The organism is Mycoplana sp. 10N416 (assembly GCF_056394765.1).
Genome location: NZ_JBFTIM010000003.1, coordinates 402,234 through 420,343 on the forward strand (window position 1 = coordinate 402,234; position 18,110 = coordinate 420,343).

An 18,110-nucleotide genomic window follows, 5' to 3' on the forward strand; every position below is an offset into this window, starting at 1 on the left:
GATGGCCTTGAAGGAAGATGCCGCCTTGCCGGCACAGAAGGGCGCAATGCTGTCGATCCGCAACCTCAACGTTTCCTTTCTGGGGGCGCGGGGCAAATGGAACCGCGTGGTCAAGGACCTGTCCTTTGAGATCGCCGCCGGTGAGACCGTGGCGCTGGTCGGGGAATCCGGGTCGGGCAAGAGCGTGACGTCGCTGTCGATCATGCGGCTGCTCGATCCGGCGACCAGCCGGCTGGAAGGCGAGATCGTCCTGGATGGCAAGGATATCCTCAAGCTCGACGAGGCGGGGATGATCCGGGACATTCGCGGCCAGACCGCCGCGATGATCTTCCAGGAGCCGATGACCAGCCTGCACCCCATCTATCGGGTGGGCGAACAGATCATCGAGGCGCTGACCTCCCACCGCAGATTGCCAAAGTCTGAGGCACGCAAGGAAGCGATCGCGCTGCTGGAGCGGGTTCGCATCCCCAATGCCGCGCAACGGATGGATGACTATCCGCATGCCTTTTCGGGGGGGATGCGACAACGGGTCATGATTGCCATGGCTCTCGCTTCGCGCCCGAAACTGCTGATCGCCGACGAGCCGACGACTGCGCTTGACGTGACGGTGCAGGGAGAAATCCTGGATCTGCTGAAGGACCTTCAGGCCGAGTACGGCATGGCCATGCTTTTCATCACTCATGACATGGGTGTGGTGGCGGAAATGGCCGATCGTACCGTGGTGATGTATCGCGGCAACCCGGTGGAGCAGGGGCCGACCGCGGAGATATTCGCCAATCCGCGCGAAATCTATACAAGGGCATTGCTGGCAAGCGTATCGACGCTTGGCAGTATGAAGGGAGAGCCGGCCCCGCTGCGCTTTCCGGAAGTCGACATGGGAACCGGCGAGATAAGTGCGCCTGCACCCCTGGAGCGGCAACCGGATATGAGCCGGCCGCTTCTGGACGTGCGAAACCTCGTGACACGTTTCGATGTCCGCGGCGGTATGCTCAACCGACGTATTGCGCGTGTGCATGCGGTGGAGAATGTTTCGTTCTCGATCTTTGCGGGTGAAACACTGTCTCTGGTCGGTGAATCCGGCTGTGGCAAGTCGACGACCGGCAGATCGATCATTCGGCTCAACAATCACTCGACCGGCAGCGTCCGTCTTGACGATGACGAACTGTTCAAGCTCCCAGCGGCAGCGATGCGCCGCAAGCGCTGCGAAATCCAGATGATCCCGCAGGATCCGCTTGCGAGCATGAATCCGCGCATGACGGTCGGTGACGCTCTGGTGGAGCCGTTTCGCGAGCACGGGCTGGGCAGCGCGGAAGAGGCAAGGGCCAAAGCCGTCAGACTGATGGAGCAGGTCGATCTCTCACCGTCGATGCTTGAACGCTATCCGCACGAATTCTCCGGCGGGCAGCGCCAGCGCGTCTGCATAGCCCGGGCGCTGATGCTGGACCCGAAGGTGATCATAGCGGACGAGTCCGTCTCGGCGCTGGATGTTTCGGTCAAGGCGCAGGTGGTGAACCTGCTCCTCGATATCCAGGACAGAATGGGCATCGCGTTTCTGTTCATCTCGCACGATATTGCCGTGGTCGAGCGTATCAGCCACCGCATCGCCGTGATGTATCTTGGCGAGATCGTCGAAATCGGGCCGCGGGCCGAGATACTTGAGCGGCCGCAGCATCCCTACACACAAAGGCTGATCGGGGCGGTGACCGTGCCGGATCCTTCCCGCAGGCACCTGCGGCGAAACCAGCCGATCAACGAACTGCGCACGCCCCTGCGTCCGCTTGACTTCGTATCCCCCGAGCGGCGCTACAGGGAAATATCGCCCGGACATCTGATACGGGTCGACGGCTGATCGATGTTGATACGAAAAGGGCGGCTCTAGCCGCCCTTTCTGTTTTCTGATCAGCCCAGCTTTCGCAAGCCTGCGCTATTGCTGGTGATCCATTCTTCCAGAAGCTGTACGCCGAAGCCCGCGCCGCCCGCCCGCGCCAGGAGCCGATCCTCGCCGATCAGTTCCTTGCCGGCGATATCGAGATGCACCCACGGACGGCCTTCAGCGAAATTCTTCAGAAAAGCTGCCGCAAAGAGCGCATCGCCATCTTCAAGATCGCGCGAATGCTGGCGCAGATCGGCCACATCGGAACGGAGGCCCTCGTCATAGGCCGCGTCGAGCGGCAGGCGCCAGAATCGTTCGCCCGTCTTCTCGCCGGCCGCCAGAAGGCCCTGGGCCAGTTCGTCATGGGTGGCGAAGAGGCCGGCGAAGGCATGACCGAGCCCGCGCATCACCGAATAGGTCAGCGTGGCCAGATCGACGATCGCACAAGGGTCGAAACGCGTCGCCGTGTAATGCAGCGCATCCGACAGCACCATTCTGCCTTCGCAGTCGGTGTCGTATACCTCAACCGTCCGGCCCGACATGGTCGTAACGATATCACCCGGTTTGTAGGAGTTGCCGGAAAGCATGTTTTCTGCAACGGCCAACACGCCGACCACATGGACGGATGTCTTCTGACGCGCCAGAGCCAGCATGGTGCCGACCACCGCGGCCGCGCCGCCCATATCCGCTTTCATGGTGAACATCTGCGGGCCGGTCTTTATGCACAATCCACCTGCATCGAAGCACATGCCCTTGCCGACCAGGGCCAACGGCTTGCCGGTTGCACCTTCGCCCCGATAGGTGAGCGCGAACAGGCGCGGCTTGCGGTCGGAGCCGTTGCCGACAGCGAGGATCGCCCCCATCCCCAGACGTTCGAGTTCGGCGAGCGACAATTCCTCGACCTTGATTCCGGCTTCGCGAAGGGGCGAGAGGTGGTCGCCGAAATTGTCGGGGTGCAGATGGCTGGCGGGATAGTTCACAAGCGTGCGCGCCAAACTCACGCCATCGGCAACCGCAGACAGCCTGTCGATGGCTGCCTGGTCAACCTCGTCGGATACAAGGGTCAGCGCGATATCATGCGCGGTTTCCTGCTTCGACATGAGCGCGAAGCGATAGTTTCTTAGCCGCATGCCCAACAGCAGGCGCGCCATGATTTCGCCTGCCGGGAACGCAGCATCCGTCACCTGATCCGCCAGCAATGTCGCAGCTGACTCGGCTTCCGTCTCCAGTCTCCTGGCCAGTTCAGCGCCGGCCTTCATTGCAGAAAGCGCAGTGATCTTCGACTTTGACCCCAGATCCAGAACGATGATGCGGCGCGCAGATACGCCGACCGGCGCCAGCAGATCGATGATCTCGCCTGACTCGCCTTTGCAACGTGGGCTGGCGCATGCGCGGCTGAGCATGCCGCCGGTCTGTTCGTCCAAGGCCGCTGCACGCCTGCCGAAGCCGCCGTCAAGGCGTAGCGCTACGATTACGGGGGAAGCCGGCGCAACAGCGTCAGAACCGGTGAGTAGACTGAGCGAGATTGACATTCACAGACCTTGTATTTGTTTGTGCTGCCCACCGTCTTAAACTTGGCGGTTGCAATTGGAAAGGAGGCACGTGACAGCGACGGAACGAGGTCCAAGTCGTCAGGGCAACAGCGTTGCCTTCTGACCGAGATCGAGATAGTGACCCGACGACGCGATATGTTCGGCACCGACCTTGGAACCAGATGAGGCTCTATGATAGCGCTATACGCTGACTATATCGCGAATTTGAGGGCGTTGTTTTCCGAGCTGGATCGCCGTCCTGAAGACTTTCAAACCTTCAATGTTCGGCTGGAGTTGGCCGCAGCCGGTGGCCTCATCGTCTACGAGACGACAAGGCGCAAAGGTCAGACAGACAGCCTGTACTATGGGCGCTCCGCTGCAGGGGCGAATCAGCAGATTTCACAGGCATCGGCCTTCTCGGCGATTGATCGGTTTTTTGCCCTCGGTCAGTTCCTTGCCCTGACGGTCGAGACAAACGGACCTAAAGGGTCGAGTGTAATTGATGCACGGTACCCACACTGCGCAGTGAATTTCTCGTATCGAAAAAAAGGGCAGCCATTGGCCCGATCGATGCTGATGGTTTTCATTGGGTTCAATGACGAAGCAGATGCGCTGCAGTTTGCGGCAGCGACAATAAATTCATCTGCCCTTGTCGCGGAACGGCCGCATTGCATGGAGCGATCCTACGAGTGGAAGTGAAGGCGATTGAGCAACAGATGAATTGCTCGAGCCGCCCAATACGGAACATGCCATGCTGAAAATAGCGGCGCATGCTGATATTTGAGCGAGTTGTGGAAAATGTTCCGGCTCCAATAACTCGATCGAGCGGCTATGCGCCCCCGTGCCGGCGAGCAACGAAGACAAGAATTGTAGGGACATAGCTATTCGCCGCGGGTGGTCTGCGGTCCGAATCCTCTCAAGACTATCGCCTCTGCGTCCAGCCCGATGGCTAGTTTGACGAGAACTCGCTCCGGCGATTCCAGCCTCTCATCGACGGGTGGGAGCTGGTGTTAGTCTCTGATGCATACGGATACATCGCCAAGGTGGTGAGAGGTGCTTCAAAAATTGTAGCCTTCAGAAATGTCTCGCTGGAGCGCTTCGTTCGCGGCCTTTGCATCTCCTGCGACGATCGCGTCGTAGACGTCCTTGTGGTTCTGAGCTGAACTATGGAAGAGCGTTTTGTTGGGTACCGAGTGACGTACGGACGGCCCGATATGCATCCACAGCGGTTCCAGAAGCTGGCCGATGAAGGACAGGCGGCTCATTTCGGCGATCAGCATGTGGAAGTGGTAGTTGGCTTCGAGGAAGAGGTCGAGATCGTCAATTTCCGCCGAGCGGCAAATATCGATGACGTGGACTTTCAACCTTCCGAGTTCTTCGTCCGTATGGTTTTCTACGGCACGCTCAAGTGCGGCGCTTTCAAGGATCGAGCGCAAGATGCGGATATCCTGCAATTGCTTGCTGGTGAAGATCGGCACCATCATCGTTCTGTTGGGCGTTGATACAACGCTGCCGACACTTTCCAATCTCTGGAGCGCGTCACGGACTGGCATCAGGCTGGTGCCGAGGCTTTTTGCCAGCCCTCGCAGGGGAAGCTTCTGCCCGGGCATGAAGCGCCCCATCATCAGGTTGCGCTTCAGCATCTCGTAGATCTGCTCGTGCAACATGTCCCGGGAAACCGGAGACAGTTCCGGCGCGTTGGCCCCATCATACGGGATTTCACGGCTCGTCAATTAGGCTCTCCCTTTGTGCGCAACTCGTCATAACACCCAACATGTGGCTTGACACCAAAAACATGGGAAGGCATGTTCGTTGTGTTATAACACTAGACAGAAGAAAGGACAGTGCCTTCTTTAGCCGGAAGCGGTCCATTCTAGGATAGGACGCCACCACAATCTAGGCGCGCGTTGCCGAGATTGCAGTCGCGTTCAGGCTTCATCTGTCGCAAATCGTCATCGAGCCGTTTCGACGACGCTATCGCGCCGGATTTCCGGGGCGATGACGGGCGAGCGTGCGGCGTGCCACTGCCACCGCTGAAGGCGGGCGCCTGTCAGGCCGCCTTCAGTTCCCGAACGGTCATCCGCGAGGATGTCAAGACAAACATGCGAGCGGCGGAGGCCTTGCTTCCGCCGCCGGGGTTCCGCGCACTCGCGGAAACGCCCCAAGGAGGAACAGACCATGAGCGGCAAGCTCTCCAATTCTTTGGCCCACGCGGACATCACGACAACCCTGCATCCCTACACGGATGCCCGTGCGCATGAGCGCCAGGGTCCGCTAATCGTCGACCACGGCAAGGGAATCTACATCTATGACGACGCGGGCAAGGAGTATATCGAAGGCCTCGCGGGTCTCTGGTCGGTTGCCATCGGCTTTGACGAGCCGCGTCTAGTCAAGGTTGCGGCCGAACAAATGGCCAAGCTGCCCTATTACCATACGTTCAGCCACAAGTCGCATGAGCCCTCCATCCGTCTCTCCGAGAAGATCGTCGAGATGACGCCCGAGCCGCTGACCCGCGTCTTCTTCACCAGTTCCGGTTCCGAAGCCAACGACACCATGATCAAGATGGTGTGGTACATGAACAATGCGCTCGGCCGGCCGCAGAAGAAGAAGTTCCTCGCCCGCACGCGCGGCTACCACGGCATTACCATCGCTTCAGGCAGCCTGACGGGTCTGCCGAACAACCACCGCGACTTCGACCTTCCGGCCATCCCGGTCCGCCATCTGACCTGCCCGCACTATTATCGCTACGGCCTGCCGGGCGAGACCGAGGCGCAGTTCACCGAGCGCCTGATTGCCGAAGCCGAAGCGGTGATCCTCGAGGAGGGCCCGGAAACCATTGCCGGCTTTATCGGTGAGCCGCTGATGGCTGCAGGGGGCGTCATGCCTCCGCCGGCCGGCTACTGGAAGGGTATCGAGGCGCTCTGCCGCAAGTACGACATCCTGCTCATCGCCGACGAGGTGATCTGTGGCTTCGGCCGTCTCGGCACGACCTTCGGCTGCGAACATTATGGCTTTACGCCTGATATCATGGTCATGTCCAAGCAACTGACCTCGTCCTACATGCCGCTCGCCGCTGTCGTCTTCACCGAAGCGGTCTACAATGCGATCGCCGACAACACGGCCAAGATCGGCACCTTCGGACACGGCTTTACCGCGTCGGGTCACCCAGTCGCGACTGCCGTCGGTCTTGAGAACCTCAAGATCATCGAAGAGCGTGACCTTATCGGCAACGCCGCCCGCATGGGCTGCATCTTTCAGGCACGCCTGGCGGAACTGGCAGACCATCCGCTGGTGGGCGAAGTGCGCGGTGCGGGCCTAATCGCCGGCATCGAAATGGTTGCAGACAAGGAGACGCGCCGTCCGTTCGCCACAGCCGGCAAGGCAGGCGCTCGCGCGTTTGCGGCCGGCCATGAGCACGGCCTGATCGTCCGCGCCATCGGCGACGTCGTCGCGCTCTGCCCGCCGCTCGTCATCAACGAGGAGCAGGTGAACGAGACCGTGAACCGTCTGCGCAAGGCGCTCGACGACACCGCGCAGTGGTGCGCCGCCGAAGACCTGAACTGACGCATTGAAGAGCGCCGCGTCGATCGCGGCGCTCTGTTCTTCCATCTTTTACCTGCCTGACCCGGAGAACCAATCCCATGAAGACCTATTCGATCGCGCTCATTCCTGGCGACGGCATCGGCTCAGCCGTGACCGAAGCGGCCTGGGCTGTTCTCGAAAAGGCTGCAGGCAGCGATTTCAGGCTGGCGGGCACGACGCTGCCGTGGTCCTGCGCCTTCTACAGGGAAACCGGCGCGATGATGCCGACCGACGGCATCGAGACGCTGCGTGCCTTCGACGCCATCCTGCTCGGCGCTGTCGGCTGGCCGGCCGAAGTTCCCGATTCCGTTTCGCTGCACGGTCTCCTGCTGCCGATCCGCAAGGCCTTCGTACAGTATGCCAATATCCGGCCGCATCGCCTCCTGCCGGGTGTCAAGGGGCCGCTGTGGGCCGAGGGCTTCGATATCCTCTGCATCCGCGAGAACACGGAAGGTGAGTATTCCGGCGCGGGGGGCCGCGTCCATCAGGGCACGGCGGACGAGGTGGCGGTGGAGACTTCCATCTTCACGCGCACGGGCGTCGAGCGGATCTTGCGTTTCGGCTTCGAGCAGGCCCGTACCCGTCGCGGCAAGCTCGCTTCCGTCACCAAGTCCAACGCGCAAAAATATTCGATGGTGTTCTGGGACGAGATCACCCGGCAACTCGCGGCCGAATATTCCGATGTCGAAGTCACCAGCTATCATATCGATGCCATGGCGGCCCGTATGGTGATGGCGCCGGAAAGCCTTGACGTCGTCGTCGCCTCGAACCTCTTCGGGGACATCCTGACCGATCTCGGCGCGGCGATCCAAGGCGGGCTCGGCTTTGCCGCTTCGGCCAACATCAATCCCGACCGAAGCGCGCCCTCGATGTTCGAGCCGGTGCACGGCTCTGCGCCTGACATTGCCCATCTCGGTATTGCAAACCCGATCGCCGCCATCTGGTCCGGCGCCATGATGCTCGATCATCTGGGCGAGCGCGATGCCGCGGCCCGCGTCATGGCCGCCATCGAGCGGACGACCGCGCGGGGAATCGGCGTTGCGCCGGGCCAGGACAAGACGGATACCATCGCAGCCGCCGTCCTCGCTTCGTTCGACTGAGACTATTGAAGCCGTGGCACTTCCTCGTCCTTGAAACGGTGGAGGCGCCACGAACTTTCAGATGGCGCCGGGGAAGGGGCAATCGAGCTTTATTGCCCACGGCCGGATGTCCTCAACGATCGTATCGATGAGCCCAACGCCGTTTTCGAGCTGGTCGCGCTTCAGGGCAAGCGATCGATCTCCGGGAATGCGCACAGGCTCGTGGCCGGGAGCCACCGCACTCGCTCTGCATTGCTCGGCAAGCTTCCCCATTTCGTGTTCGAATGCTGTACGGCCAGCGAAATGGGCGGGGTCGATCGCCTGTACGAAGACTCCATTTGCCTCGCTGTCACCCGTCTGCGAAGCACGGCCGAAACCACCGAGCGCCCCGGAAAGCGCTTCGGTGAGAAGGGCGATGCTGAAGCCCTTGTATCCTTGCCCGGCGCCTCCGATGGGCAGGATGCCGCCATCTCTCTCGAGGAATTCGGCAGGATCGTCGGTGATCTCTCCGCTTTGCGAGACGATCATGGGCAGCGGCAGCTTCTTCCCGAGCCGGTAGCTGCGGTTCAAAGGTCCCTGCGCGGACATCGCGGCCGTCGTATCGATCAGAATGGGATCCCGGTCTGTCGGAATGCCTGCGGCAATCGGATTGCAGGAAAAGACTCGGCTCAATCCGCCGTGAGGCACCACGACCGCCTCGGTTGGCGTGCTCGCCGTGATCATCACCATGATGCCGCGTCGAGTTGCGCGTTCCAGGTAGCTCGCCAGGCAGGCGATGTGCTGTGCCCGGCGGATGACCACGGTTCCGGTCCCTTCCGCCTCCGCGATGTTGCAGGCGCGGTCCACCGCCTTGGCCGTGATCCACGGGCCGGGCAAGAACTGTGCATCCCAGACCTCGCTGCTGCGTGCAGCGCTCAGAACCTCGTGGACACCGTCCCGGCGCGTTTCTCCGCTGAGCAGCCACTCGACATTCGTCGGCAAGCGCTGCATGCCGTGGGTCGAGTAGCCGAGCAGATCGGCCTCGAGGAACAGCGAGCCGACGGTTTCCGCCCGCTCGTGTGCAAGGCCAGCGCGGTTGAGCAGCCGCGTGGAGAATTCCATAAGGTCCGTATAACGGTATCGTTGCATGAATGCTCCCCTTGGCGGCTGTCTGTGATGTGATGGTGCGATCCTAGTGCAGGATCTGGCTGAGGAAGAGCTTCGTCCGCTCGTGCTGCGGATTGTCGAAGAAGGCGGCGGGCGTGTTTTCTTCGACGATCTGGCCCTGGTCCATGAAGATGACGCGGTTGGCGACCTGGCGGGCAAAGCCCATTTCGTGCGTCACGCACAGCATGGTCATGCCTTCCTCGGCGAGCGACACCATGGTGTCGAGCACTTCCTTCACCATTTCCGGATCGAGTGCCGAGGTGGGCTCGTCGAAGAGCATGATCTTCGGCTTCATGCAGAGCGAACGGGCGATCGCCACGCGCTGCTGCTGGCCGCCGGAAAGCTGGCCGGGATACTTGTGGGCCTGTTCCGGAATCTTGACGCGCTTCAGATAGTGCATCGCGATCTCTTCGGCTTCCTTCTTCGGAACCTTGCGTACCCAGATCGGGGCAAGCGTGCAGTTTTCGAGGATCGTCAGGTGTGGGAAGAGGTTGAAGTGCTGGAACACCATGCCAACCTCTCGGCGCACTTCGTCGATCTTCTTCAGGTCATCGTTGAGTTCGATGCCGTCGACGGCGATCCGGCCCTTCTGGTGTTCTTCAAGGCGGTTGATGCAGCGGATCATCGTCGACTTGCCGGAACCCGAGGGGCCGCAAATGACGATGCGCTCGCCCTTCATGACCTTGAGGTCGATATCCCTGAGAACATGGTACTCGCCATACCACTTGTGCATCTTTTCGATCGCGATGGCGACATCGGTCGCCGAGACCTGCATTTTCGTGGTGTCGACGTGAAGATCGTCGGCACGTATGATATTTTCGCCCGCCATTCGAGCATCCTCCTGCATTGCGCGCCTTGCCTCCTCGGCGGCGCGGTTGATCTTTATTCCACGCTATGCGGCTCAAAGGGTCGCAAGCACCTCGTCGCAGACTTGCACCAGTTCGTCCGCATCGGCGATGGAGAAGGGCAGCGGCGGCCTGATCTTCAGGACATGGCCGAGCGGTCCCGATGCGCTGATGAGCACGCGGCGGCGACGCAGGGCATTGACGAGGTCGCCTGCTATGCGGGGGGAGGGCGAACCGTCAGCGCTCAGAATATCGACGCCGAGAAACAGACCTTGGCCGCGGATTTCGCCGATGGCGGCGTGGCGACTTGCCAGCGCCTCGAAGCCGGCCCTCATATACGAACCGACGCTGGACGCATTCGCCAGCAGGTCCTCGTCCCTGATGATATCGAGGACGGCGGTGGCGGCGGCGCAAGCGACGGGATTGCCGCCGAAGGTGTTGAAGTAACGCGCTTCGCGGGCGAAACGCTCCAGCACCTCCTCGCGCGCCACCACGCCGGCGATCGGGTAGCCGTTACCCATGGGTTTGCCCATGGTAACGAGGTCGGGCACGATCCCGTGACGCTGAAAGCCCCACATGTGCGAACCCATGCGGCCGAAGCCCGCCTGCACCTCGTCGGCGATGAAGAGGCCGCCCGCCTCGCGGATCGCGTCGACTGCGCCGGCAAGGAAGCCGGCCGGCTCGGCGAAGACGCCGTCGCTGGAGAAGATCGTGTCCACCAGAAGCGCAGCGGGACGAATGCCGTGGCGCTGCATGTCGGCAATGGCCGCCCGCACCTCACGCTCGAAGAAGGCGCCGACCTCTTCCGGTGAACCGGCAAGGCGCGGATCGGGGGCTGCGACGGTGCGCACGTCCACGGCCAGCGGCACGTTCAGGCCGAGTGAGGGGGACATGGCGGCAATCGCGTGGCTGATGCCGTGATAGGCATTGGCGGTGACGATGAAGCCGGTGCCGCCGGTGTGGTTGCGGGCGATGCGCAGAGCAAGGTCGTTGGCCTCGCTGCCGGTGCAGGTCAGCATCAGCCGGTTGGTCTCGGCAGGGAAATGGCCGAGCAACCGCTCGGCATAGCCGACGATGCTCTCGTCGAGATAGCGCGTGTGCACATTGAGCCGCGCGGCCTGCTCGGCGATGGCCGCAACGACGCGCGGGTGGCAATGGCCGACGCAGGGCACGTTGTTATAGGCGTCGAGATAGGCATTGCCCGCAGCATCGTAGAGACGCACGCCGCTTGCCCAGTCGAAGTGGACCGGCTCCTCGTAGAACATGCGATAGGGCTGGCCGAGAACGCGCTGGCGGCGCTCCACGAGGTCGCGCGTGCGCTCGTCCAGGTTGGCGGCGTTCTTGCTGTCGAACGCATTGATCATCACGGGTACGCTCATGGCATGCACCTTCGTTCTCTAGAGGGTGTTCCTGAATGGATTTCGCGAAAGCGACGACAGCCGCTCCAGCCGCATCCAGGAGGCGGGGTTGTTCTTCATGATATAGGGTCGGTTGGCCGGGTCCCGGTCCGCAAGAAATTCCGTGACCACGACGTTGATGACGCAGCGCGCGATCATGAATTCAGGCAGAAGCTCGATCTCAACATCCTGCAGTGGCGAGGCCTGGTGGTAGGCGCGGATGACGTCGGCGGCATTTTGCAGATCGTCCTCGTCAGCGCGAACCTGCAGCAGCGCCGCGCCGGCGAGATCGACGAGGCGGGGCGCGTGGACGAGGTCGCCGAAATCGAGAAAGCCCGCAAGACGATCCCTCGCATCGCTGTCGACGAGGATGTTCTGGCCGTTCATGTCGCTATGCACGGCCTGCGCGGGCAGCACGGCGATATGCGGTCTCGCGACCGTCTCGAAGCGGTCGAGCATCGCCTCGGCAAGCGGCCGGCGCTTCTCGTCGATCAGTATGAGGGAGGGGCGCAGGCGCGCGATGTTCTTGACGTCCCAGATGAGATCGCGCTGGCGCGAGAAGGGATGGTCGAAGCTTGCGAGCGCCGCGTCGAGGCGAGCGACGGCCTCTCCGATGGCATGGCGCAGCGCCGGCGTCGGTGCGTCGATGAAGGAAAACGGCGTGCCTTCGACGTAGGTCAGCAGTCGCAGGTAGCGGCCGTCCTCGGCCCCGAGGAAAACGGAACCTTCGCCGGTGAGGGCGGGCACGACACGCGGCGCGGCTATGTTCGGGGCGGCGTGCTCTATGTGCTGAAGTGCGGCACTTTCAAGTAGAGTGCCGTCCGCGCTCTCCTGTGGGTCCGAGACCTTGAGCGTGAAGGTAGTGCCCATTGGCGTTCGGATGCGGAAATTCTGGGTGCGTTCGCCGCCAAGTTCGCTCGCGCGACCACTGACGCCGAAATGGCGGAGGACGACGGCCTCAGCTTCGGCGGTGTCGAAACGCGCGGTCATTCGTCCGCTCCCTGGAAGGCATCCGCAAGGATACCGAAACAGTTGACGACATCGGACACCACGGCCTTGCGGGCACCAGTGGCGTCGTTTGCAGCTATTGCCGCAAATGCCGTCTCGTGGTCGGGAATGGCGTCGGTCAGCTTGCCGGGCTCGGCCTTGGCGAGGCGCACCGAGGGACCCATGCGCAGCCACAGCGGTTCGATCATGTCGCGCAGGATCGGCGAGTTGCTCATGTCAGCGATATGCAGGTGGAAGCGGGCATTGGCGCGCAGGAACCGGCTGGTGTCGTTGGCGTGCGCAGCCTCGGTCATGGCGTCGAAATGGACGCGCAGGCCCGCGAGGGTCTCGGGCGTTGCTGCCCGTGCCGCGCGGGCGGCTGATAGGCCTTCGAGGGCGACGCGGATATCGCGGATTTCCGTGAGTTCCGCGATGGTCAGCCGGGGGACGACGAAGGTGCGTTCAAGACGCAATGCCCCAAGGCTTTCGAGCTTCTGGAGCGCATCGCGGACGGGAACCACGCTGGTACCAAGGGCGGAAGCGAGGTTTCTCAGGACCAGCCGGTCACCGGGGCGGAATTCCCCGATGATCAGCTTTTCCTTGATCTGCTGGTAGATCTGCTCGTTGAGCGTATCCTGGACGAGCGTCTTGTAGGTCTGCATGAAGCCCCCGTCCGCCTGCGATATCTCCTTGCCGTCCATCCTCAATGCTTCTCGTTGGCGAACTCCCGCTCAAGGCGGCGGGAATGGATGGAGAGGATGAAGCAGAAGACGAAGAAGGCGCCGCCGACGACGAGATAGGCCTCGCGATAGAAGCCCAACCAGGCACCGTCGGCGATCGCTCCGCGTGCTCCGCCAAGCACGTCGATGAGACCGATGATGCTGATCAGCGTCGTGTCCTTGATGGACTCGATGAAGGTATTGATGATCGCGGGCAGGGCGATGCGGAAAGCCTGCGGCAGCACGATCAGGCGGGAGATCAGGCCATTGGAAAGGCCGAGGCTGTGACCGGCCTCCGACTGGCCGCGCGGCACGGCTTCGAGACCGCCGCGGATCGCCTCGGCGAGATAGGCCGCCTGGAACAGGATCAGCGCCACCTGCGCACGCAGAATATTGTCGATGAGGTTGCCGCCCGGGAGAAGGAAGGGCAGCATTGTCGAGGCGATGAACAGCACCGCGATCAGCGGCAGGCCGCGTACAATTTCCACATAGAGCGAGCAAAAGCGACGGATCACGGCAGCCTTGGACCGGCGGCCAAGCACGATGAAGACCGACAGTGGAAGAGCCAGCACGATGCCGAAGGCCGACAGGCCGACGGTGAGCGGCAGGCCGCCCCAGCGGCTGGTGGAAACCGAAGGCAGGCCGAAGATGCCGCCGCCCATCAGGATCAGGCTGATCACCATAACCGCAATCCAGGCGAGCGCGAGGGCCGGTTTCCAGAAGCGGCGGAAGCCGCTGAGGATGAGGATGGCGAGCACTAGCACGACGGCAAGCGTCGGCCGCCAGTACTGGTCGGCCGGATAGCTGCCGAAGAGGATGATGTGGTAGCGCTCGTGCAGGAAGGCCCAGCAGGCGCCAGCCGCCGCACGGCAGGTTTCGGGCGACGCCTGCCCGAAGACCGCGTCGGTGACGGTCCACTGGTAGAAGCGCGCGAGCAGGTAGAAGAGGCTGCCGGTAATCGCCACCGTCAGCAGGGCGTGCGGCCACGGATGGAAATAGGGGCGCAGCCAGCCGGTGAGGCCGCCATTGGAGGGGCGGGGGAGTGCCGCGGTAATTTCGCTCATGACTTCACCAATTGCGCGCGCTTTTCCAGCCAGCGGATGACCGCGGAGGTCATCAGGCTGAGCGACAGGTAGATCAGCAGATAGATGGACACGGTCTCGATGGCCCGGCCGGTCTGATTGAGTGCGGTGTTGCCCACGGAAACCAGGTCCGGATAGCCGATGAGAACGGCCAGCGTCGTGTTCTTGATGGCGTTGAGATACTGGTTTGCGAGTGGCGGCAGCATGAGCCGCAGCGCCTGCGGGGCCAGCACCAGATAGAGCGTCAACAGGGGGCTGAGACCCAGTGAATGAGCCGCTTCCGACTGGCCCTTCGGCAGCGCCGCGAGACTGCCGCGGACGATCTCGGCGATGAAGCCGGACGTATAGAACGAAAGCCCCCCGAGCATTGCCAGATATTCCGGCGTCATGCCCATGCCGCCGCGGAAATTGAAGCCCATGAGCGTCGGTTTCTGGATTTCGCCCCAGCCAAGCGCATAGACGATGACGCCGACAAATGCGGCGATCGAGAGGAACAAGCCGCTGGTCGCCGGCCGCGGGAAATGGCCCATCTCGTTACGGCGGCGCACCATGATGCGCCAGAAGAGGAAGCCGCAGACAAGGGCGAGCACAGTGATGGCGGCCAGAATTGGTCCGGCATCACCGACCAGCACCGTCGGAATGTAGAGGCCGCGGCTCGAAATGAAGATCGATTCCCCGAAGGTCCAGGCCTGGCGCGGCGACGGCAGTACGCGGACGGCGGTGGCGCAGACGACGAGAATGAGCAGCAGCGGCGTGTTGCGCGTCACCTCGATATAGGCTTTCGCGAGGGCGCGGAGCTGCGGATGGGCTGTGCGTCCCGCAAGGCCGATCAGAAGACCGAGCACGGTGGACAGCACGATCGCTGCAAAGGCCAGCTTGACGGTGTTGAGCAGACCGACGAGCAGGGCCCGGAAATAGCTGTCGCCCGAACCGAAGGAAATCAGCGACTCGCCGATCGGGAACGACGTGGCATTCCAGAGGAAACCGTAGTCGATGCTGACGCCGCGGGCGGCGAGGTTGGACGCAAGATTGTGCGACAGCCACGCAAAAACTGCGATAGCTGCCGCGACAAACAGCGCGTTTTGAAGGCGCTCGCTACGCATTAACGCAACGGTGCTGCATACATGAGGCCGCCCTTCGTCCACAGGTCATTGAGACCGCGGTCGAGCTTGAGAGGCGAGGCCTTGCCAAGGTTGCGTTCGAAGCTCTCGCCGTAATTGCCGACGGACGAGACGATCTTGACGACCCAGTCTTCAGACAGGCCGAGGTCCTTGCCGTTGCCCGGGGTCGTGCCGAGGAGCTGCTTGACTTCCGGATCGGGCGAGTTCTTGGCGAGGTCGGCGACATTGGCCTGCGCGATGCCGAGACGCTCGGTTTCGACGAGAGCGAACATGACCCAGCGGGCGATGAGGAAGAGCTCTTCGTCGCCGCTCTTTACGGCCGGCGCATAGGGCTCCAGCGTAATAAAGTTCGGGAAAATGATGTAGTCGTCAACATTGCCGTTACCGGCGCGGGAGCCGGCGAGGTTGCCGTAGTTGCCGCCGAATGCGTCACAGCGGCCGCCGAAGAAGGCAGCGTCGAGCTGTTCCCAGGCACTGAGGACGAGCGGCGTATAGTTCAGGCCGCGCGACTTGAAGAAGTTCTCGGTGTTCACTTCGAAGGTCGAACCCTGCAGGATGCAGACGGTGGCGTCAGCGAGCTGGTCTGGGCTGTCGACGCCGAGGGACTTCGAGACCATGAAGGTGTAGCCGTCGAAATAGTTCGGCGAAGCGAAGCGTGCGCTCTGGGCGCCTTCACGGTTGAGCGTGGTCGTCGTGTCGTGGGCCAGAACGTCGATTTCGCCGGAAGACAGCAGCACGAAACGTTCCGAGTAGGACGCCTGGCGATAGGTTACCTTGGAAGCGTCGCCGAGAATGGCGGCGGCCATCGACTTGCAGTAGTCGATGTCGATGCCGGCGAGTTCGCCATTGGCAGCCGGTGCGGAGAAGCCCGGAACGGCCTGGCCGACGCCGCAGACGAGATTGCCGCGGGCCTTGATGGCGTCGAGCGCCGCGCCAGCCTGTGCGGAGCCGGCGAAGGACATCGCACCCATAAGCGCGGTAGCGCAGGCCAGAACTCCCAGTTTCAATGAATTCGCAAGTTTCACGTATTTCCCCTTTTTCATGCGCGTTCAGATGTGGCCCGCAAGCACCATTGCCTGCGAGCTGCGTTTTCCGGCCGGCCGTCAGGCTGCCGATTGGGTGATGCAGACGTATTTCAGCTCGAGGAATTCCTCGATCCCGTATTTCGAGCCTTCGCGGCCGATGCCGGATTCCTTCACGCCGCCGAAGGGCGCAACCTCGTTCGAAACCAGGCCCTCGTTGACGCCGACAATGCCGGATTCGATCTGCTCGGCGACCCGCCACATGCGGTCGAGGTCGCGGGTGAAGATATAGGCGGCAAGGCCGGAAGAGGTGGCGTTTGCGGCCTTGATGACGCTCTTCTCGTCCGAGAAGCGCTGAACCGGGGCGACGGGGCCGAAGGTCTCCTCGCTCTCGAAGAGCATGGTGGCGTCGACATTCGTCAGCACGGTCGGCTCGTAGAAGGTCTGGCCGAGGTCGTGGCGCTTGCCGCCGACGACGACCTTGGCACCCTTGCCCAGAGCATCCGCCACATGGCGCTCCACCTTCGTGACGGCCGCTTCGTTGATCAGCGGACCCTGCTGCACGCCATCAACGAAGCCGTCGCCCACCTTGAGTGCGCCGACAGCCGCCGAGAGGCGCGCTACGAAGTCGTCGTGGACATTTTCATGCACATAGATGCGGTTCGGGCAGATGCAGGTCTGTCCGGTGTTGCGGAATTTCGCGTTGATGACGCCTTGCACGGCGACGTCGAGGTCGGCGTCGTCGAAGACGATGAGTGGGGCGTTGCCACCGAGCTCCATCGCCACCTTCTTCACCGTATTGGCCGACTGTTCCAGAAGCAGCTTGCCGACGCGGGTCGAGCCCGTGAAGCTGATCTTGCGCACGATCGGATTGGAGGTCATCTCACCGCCGATAGCGGTGGCGTCGCCCGTGACAATATTGAAGATGCCCTTCGGAAGGCCGGCGCGTTCGGCAAGCTCGGCCAGCGCCAGAGCCGAATAGGGCGTGAATTCGGACGGCTTCACCACGACCGAGCAGCCAGCGGCGAAGGCCGGGGCACATTTGCGGGTGATCATGGCGGAAGGGAAGTTCCAGGGCGTAATAGCGGCAACGACCCCGATCGGCTGCTTGAGCACCATGATGCGCGAACGGGCGCGCGGCGCGGGGATGAGGTCGCCGTAGGCGCGCTTGGCCTCCTCAGAGAACCACTCGACAAAGGAGGCGGCATAGCGGATTTCGGCCTCGCTTTCGGCGAGCGGCTTGCCTTGCTCTGCCGTCATGATGGCCGCGAGATCGGGAAGGTTGGCGATCATGAGGTCGAACCAGCGGCGCAGCACTGCGGCGCGGTCCTTGGCTGCAAGAGCCGCCCAGTCCTGCCGGGCCTCCTCTGCCATCTCGATGGCGCGGCGGGTCTCATCAGAGCCCATGTTCGGCACAGTGCCTATCTCAAGGGCCGTAGCGGGGTCATTTACCGTGATCGTGCTGCCATTGTCGGCACTCATCCATTCTCCGCCGACATAGGCTTGATTCCTCACGAGCGAGGGGTCCGCCAGACGACTGAAAAGGGGATGGCGCAAAGTCCTGTGCACGGTCATGGTATGGCTTCCTGTAGAGCAATTCGTATAGTGTTATAACAAACGACAAATAACGTTTAGTCAAGCCCGGTTTGTCAGGTGAAGGGATATGCACCGCAAAAAATCTGAGGCCGAGGGGCGCCGGGTCGCTGAGCGTGAACGATCCGTTTG

15 protein-coding genes are annotated in these 18,110 nt (G+C 62.2%); 4 read left to right on the forward strand and 11 right to left on the reverse strand.

Going from position 1 to position 18,110, the window contains the following annotated elements; all coding sequences use genetic code 11:
• Window position 1 precedes the first annotated feature (1 nt).
• On the forward strand, window positions 2–1,849 hold the full coding sequence (locus AC1DDS_RS08945; RefSeq protein ID WP_477478638.1) for an ABC transporter ATP-binding protein: 1,848 nt from the start codon (window positions 2–4) through the stop codon (window positions 1,847–1,849).
• A gap of 50 nt (window positions 1,850–1,899) precedes the next feature.
• Here AC1DDS_RS08945 and AC1DDS_RS08950 read toward each other — a convergent pair whose 3' ends face one another.
• On the reverse strand, window positions 1,900–3,297 hold the full coding sequence (locus tag AC1DDS_RS08950; RefSeq protein WP_477478560.1) for a leucyl aminopeptidase family protein: 1,398 nt from the start codon (window positions 3,295–3,297) through the stop codon (window positions 1,900–1,902).
• A gap of 300 nt (window positions 3,298–3,597) precedes the next feature.
• On the opposite strand from AC1DDS_RS08950, the gene AC1DDS_RS08955 reads away from it, so the two are divergent.
• Window positions 3,598–4,104 carry a hypothetical protein gene (locus tag AC1DDS_RS08955; protein WP_477478561.1) on the forward strand — a complete coding sequence of 169 codons (507 nt, stop codon included), beginning with the start codon at window positions 3,598–3,600 and terminating at the stop codon, window positions 4,102–4,104.
• A 359-nt stretch (window positions 4,105–4,463) separates the two neighbouring features.
• On the opposite strand, the gene AC1DDS_RS08960 is transcribed toward AC1DDS_RS08955, so the two are convergent.
• Window positions 4,464–5,072 carry a GntR family transcriptional regulator gene (locus AC1DDS_RS08960; protein ID WP_477478639.1) on the reverse strand — a complete coding sequence of 203 codons (609 nt, stop codon included), beginning with the start codon at window positions 5,070–5,072 and terminating at the stop codon, window positions 4,464–4,466.
• A 511-nt stretch (window positions 5,073–5,583) separates the two neighbouring features.
• Here AC1DDS_RS08960 and AC1DDS_RS08965 point away from each other — a divergent pair.
• Window positions 5,584–6,969 (forward strand): aspartate aminotransferase family protein, encoded by a 1,386-nt coding sequence (locus AC1DDS_RS08965; protein ID WP_477478562.1) that lies wholly within the window; start codon window positions 5,584–5,586, stop codon window positions 6,967–6,969.
• A 77-nt stretch (window positions 6,970–7,046) separates the two neighbouring features.
• Entirely contained in the window at window positions 7,047–8,087 is a 1,041-nt protein-coding gene (locus tag AC1DDS_RS08970; protein ID WP_477478563.1) for a tartrate dehydrogenase, read from the forward strand.
• Window positions 8,088–8,144: 57 nt separating this feature from the next.
• Here the strand turns inward: AC1DDS_RS08970 and AC1DDS_RS08975 are convergent, their stop codons facing one another.
• From AC1DDS_RS08975 to AC1DDS_RS09015, 9 genes are all read right to left on the reverse strand, one after another.
• Window positions 8,145–9,194, reverse strand: a complete 1,050-nt coding sequence (locus AC1DDS_RS08975) for an Ldh family oxidoreductase (protein ID WP_477478564.1) — start codon at window positions 9,192–9,194, stop codon at window positions 8,145–8,147.
• A gap of 43 nt (window positions 9,195–9,237) precedes the next feature.
• Window positions 9,238–10,041, reverse strand: a complete 804-nt coding sequence (locus AC1DDS_RS08980) for an amino acid ABC transporter ATP-binding protein (RefSeq protein WP_477478565.1) — start codon at window positions 10,039–10,041, stop codon at window positions 9,238–9,240.
• Between the two features lie 72 nt (window positions 10,042–10,113).
• Window positions 10,114–11,436 carry an aspartate aminotransferase family protein gene (locus AC1DDS_RS08985; RefSeq protein ID WP_477478566.1) on the reverse strand — a complete coding sequence of 441 codons (1,323 nt, stop codon included), beginning with the start codon at window positions 11,434–11,436 and terminating at the stop codon, window positions 10,114–10,116.
• An 18-nt stretch (window positions 11,437–11,454) separates the two neighbouring features.
• The gene (locus AC1DDS_RS08990) at window positions 11,455–12,444 is read right to left on the reverse strand and encodes a phosphotransferase (protein ID WP_477478567.1); all 990 of its coding nucleotides are present in this window, start codon (window positions 12,442–12,444) and stop codon (window positions 11,455–11,457) included.
• Window positions 12,441–13,142: a GntR family transcriptional regulator gene (locus AC1DDS_RS08995; protein WP_477478568.1), complete on the reverse strand. Its 702-nt coding sequence runs from the start codon at window positions 13,140–13,142 to the stop codon at window positions 12,441–12,443. The genes AC1DDS_RS08990 and AC1DDS_RS08995 overlap by 4 nt, the downstream gene beginning before the upstream one ends.
• Before the next feature lie 2 nt (window positions 13,143–13,144).
• Entirely contained in the window at window positions 13,145–14,224 is a 1,080-nt protein-coding gene (locus tag AC1DDS_RS09000; protein WP_477478569.1) for an amino acid ABC transporter permease, read from the reverse strand.
• Window positions 14,221–15,345, reverse strand: a complete 1,125-nt coding sequence (locus AC1DDS_RS09005) for an amino acid ABC transporter permease (protein WP_477478570.1) — start codon at window positions 15,343–15,345, stop codon at window positions 14,221–14,223. The genes AC1DDS_RS09000 and AC1DDS_RS09005 overlap by 4 nt, the downstream gene beginning before the upstream one ends.
• On the reverse strand, window positions 15,345–16,388 hold the full coding sequence (locus AC1DDS_RS09010) for a transporter substrate-binding domain-containing protein (RefSeq protein ID WP_310417721.1): 1,044 nt from the start codon (window positions 16,386–16,388) through the stop codon (window positions 15,345–15,347). Before AC1DDS_RS09010 ends, AC1DDS_RS09005 begins: the two co-directional genes overlap by 1 nt.
• Before the next feature lie 78 nt (window positions 16,389–16,466).
• A complete protein-coding gene (locus tag AC1DDS_RS09015) occupies window positions 16,467–17,960 on the reverse strand; it encodes an NAD-dependent succinate-semialdehyde dehydrogenase (protein ID WP_477478571.1) in 1,494 nt (497 codons plus the stop codon).
• Between the last annotated feature and the right edge of the window lie 150 nt (window positions 17,961–18,110).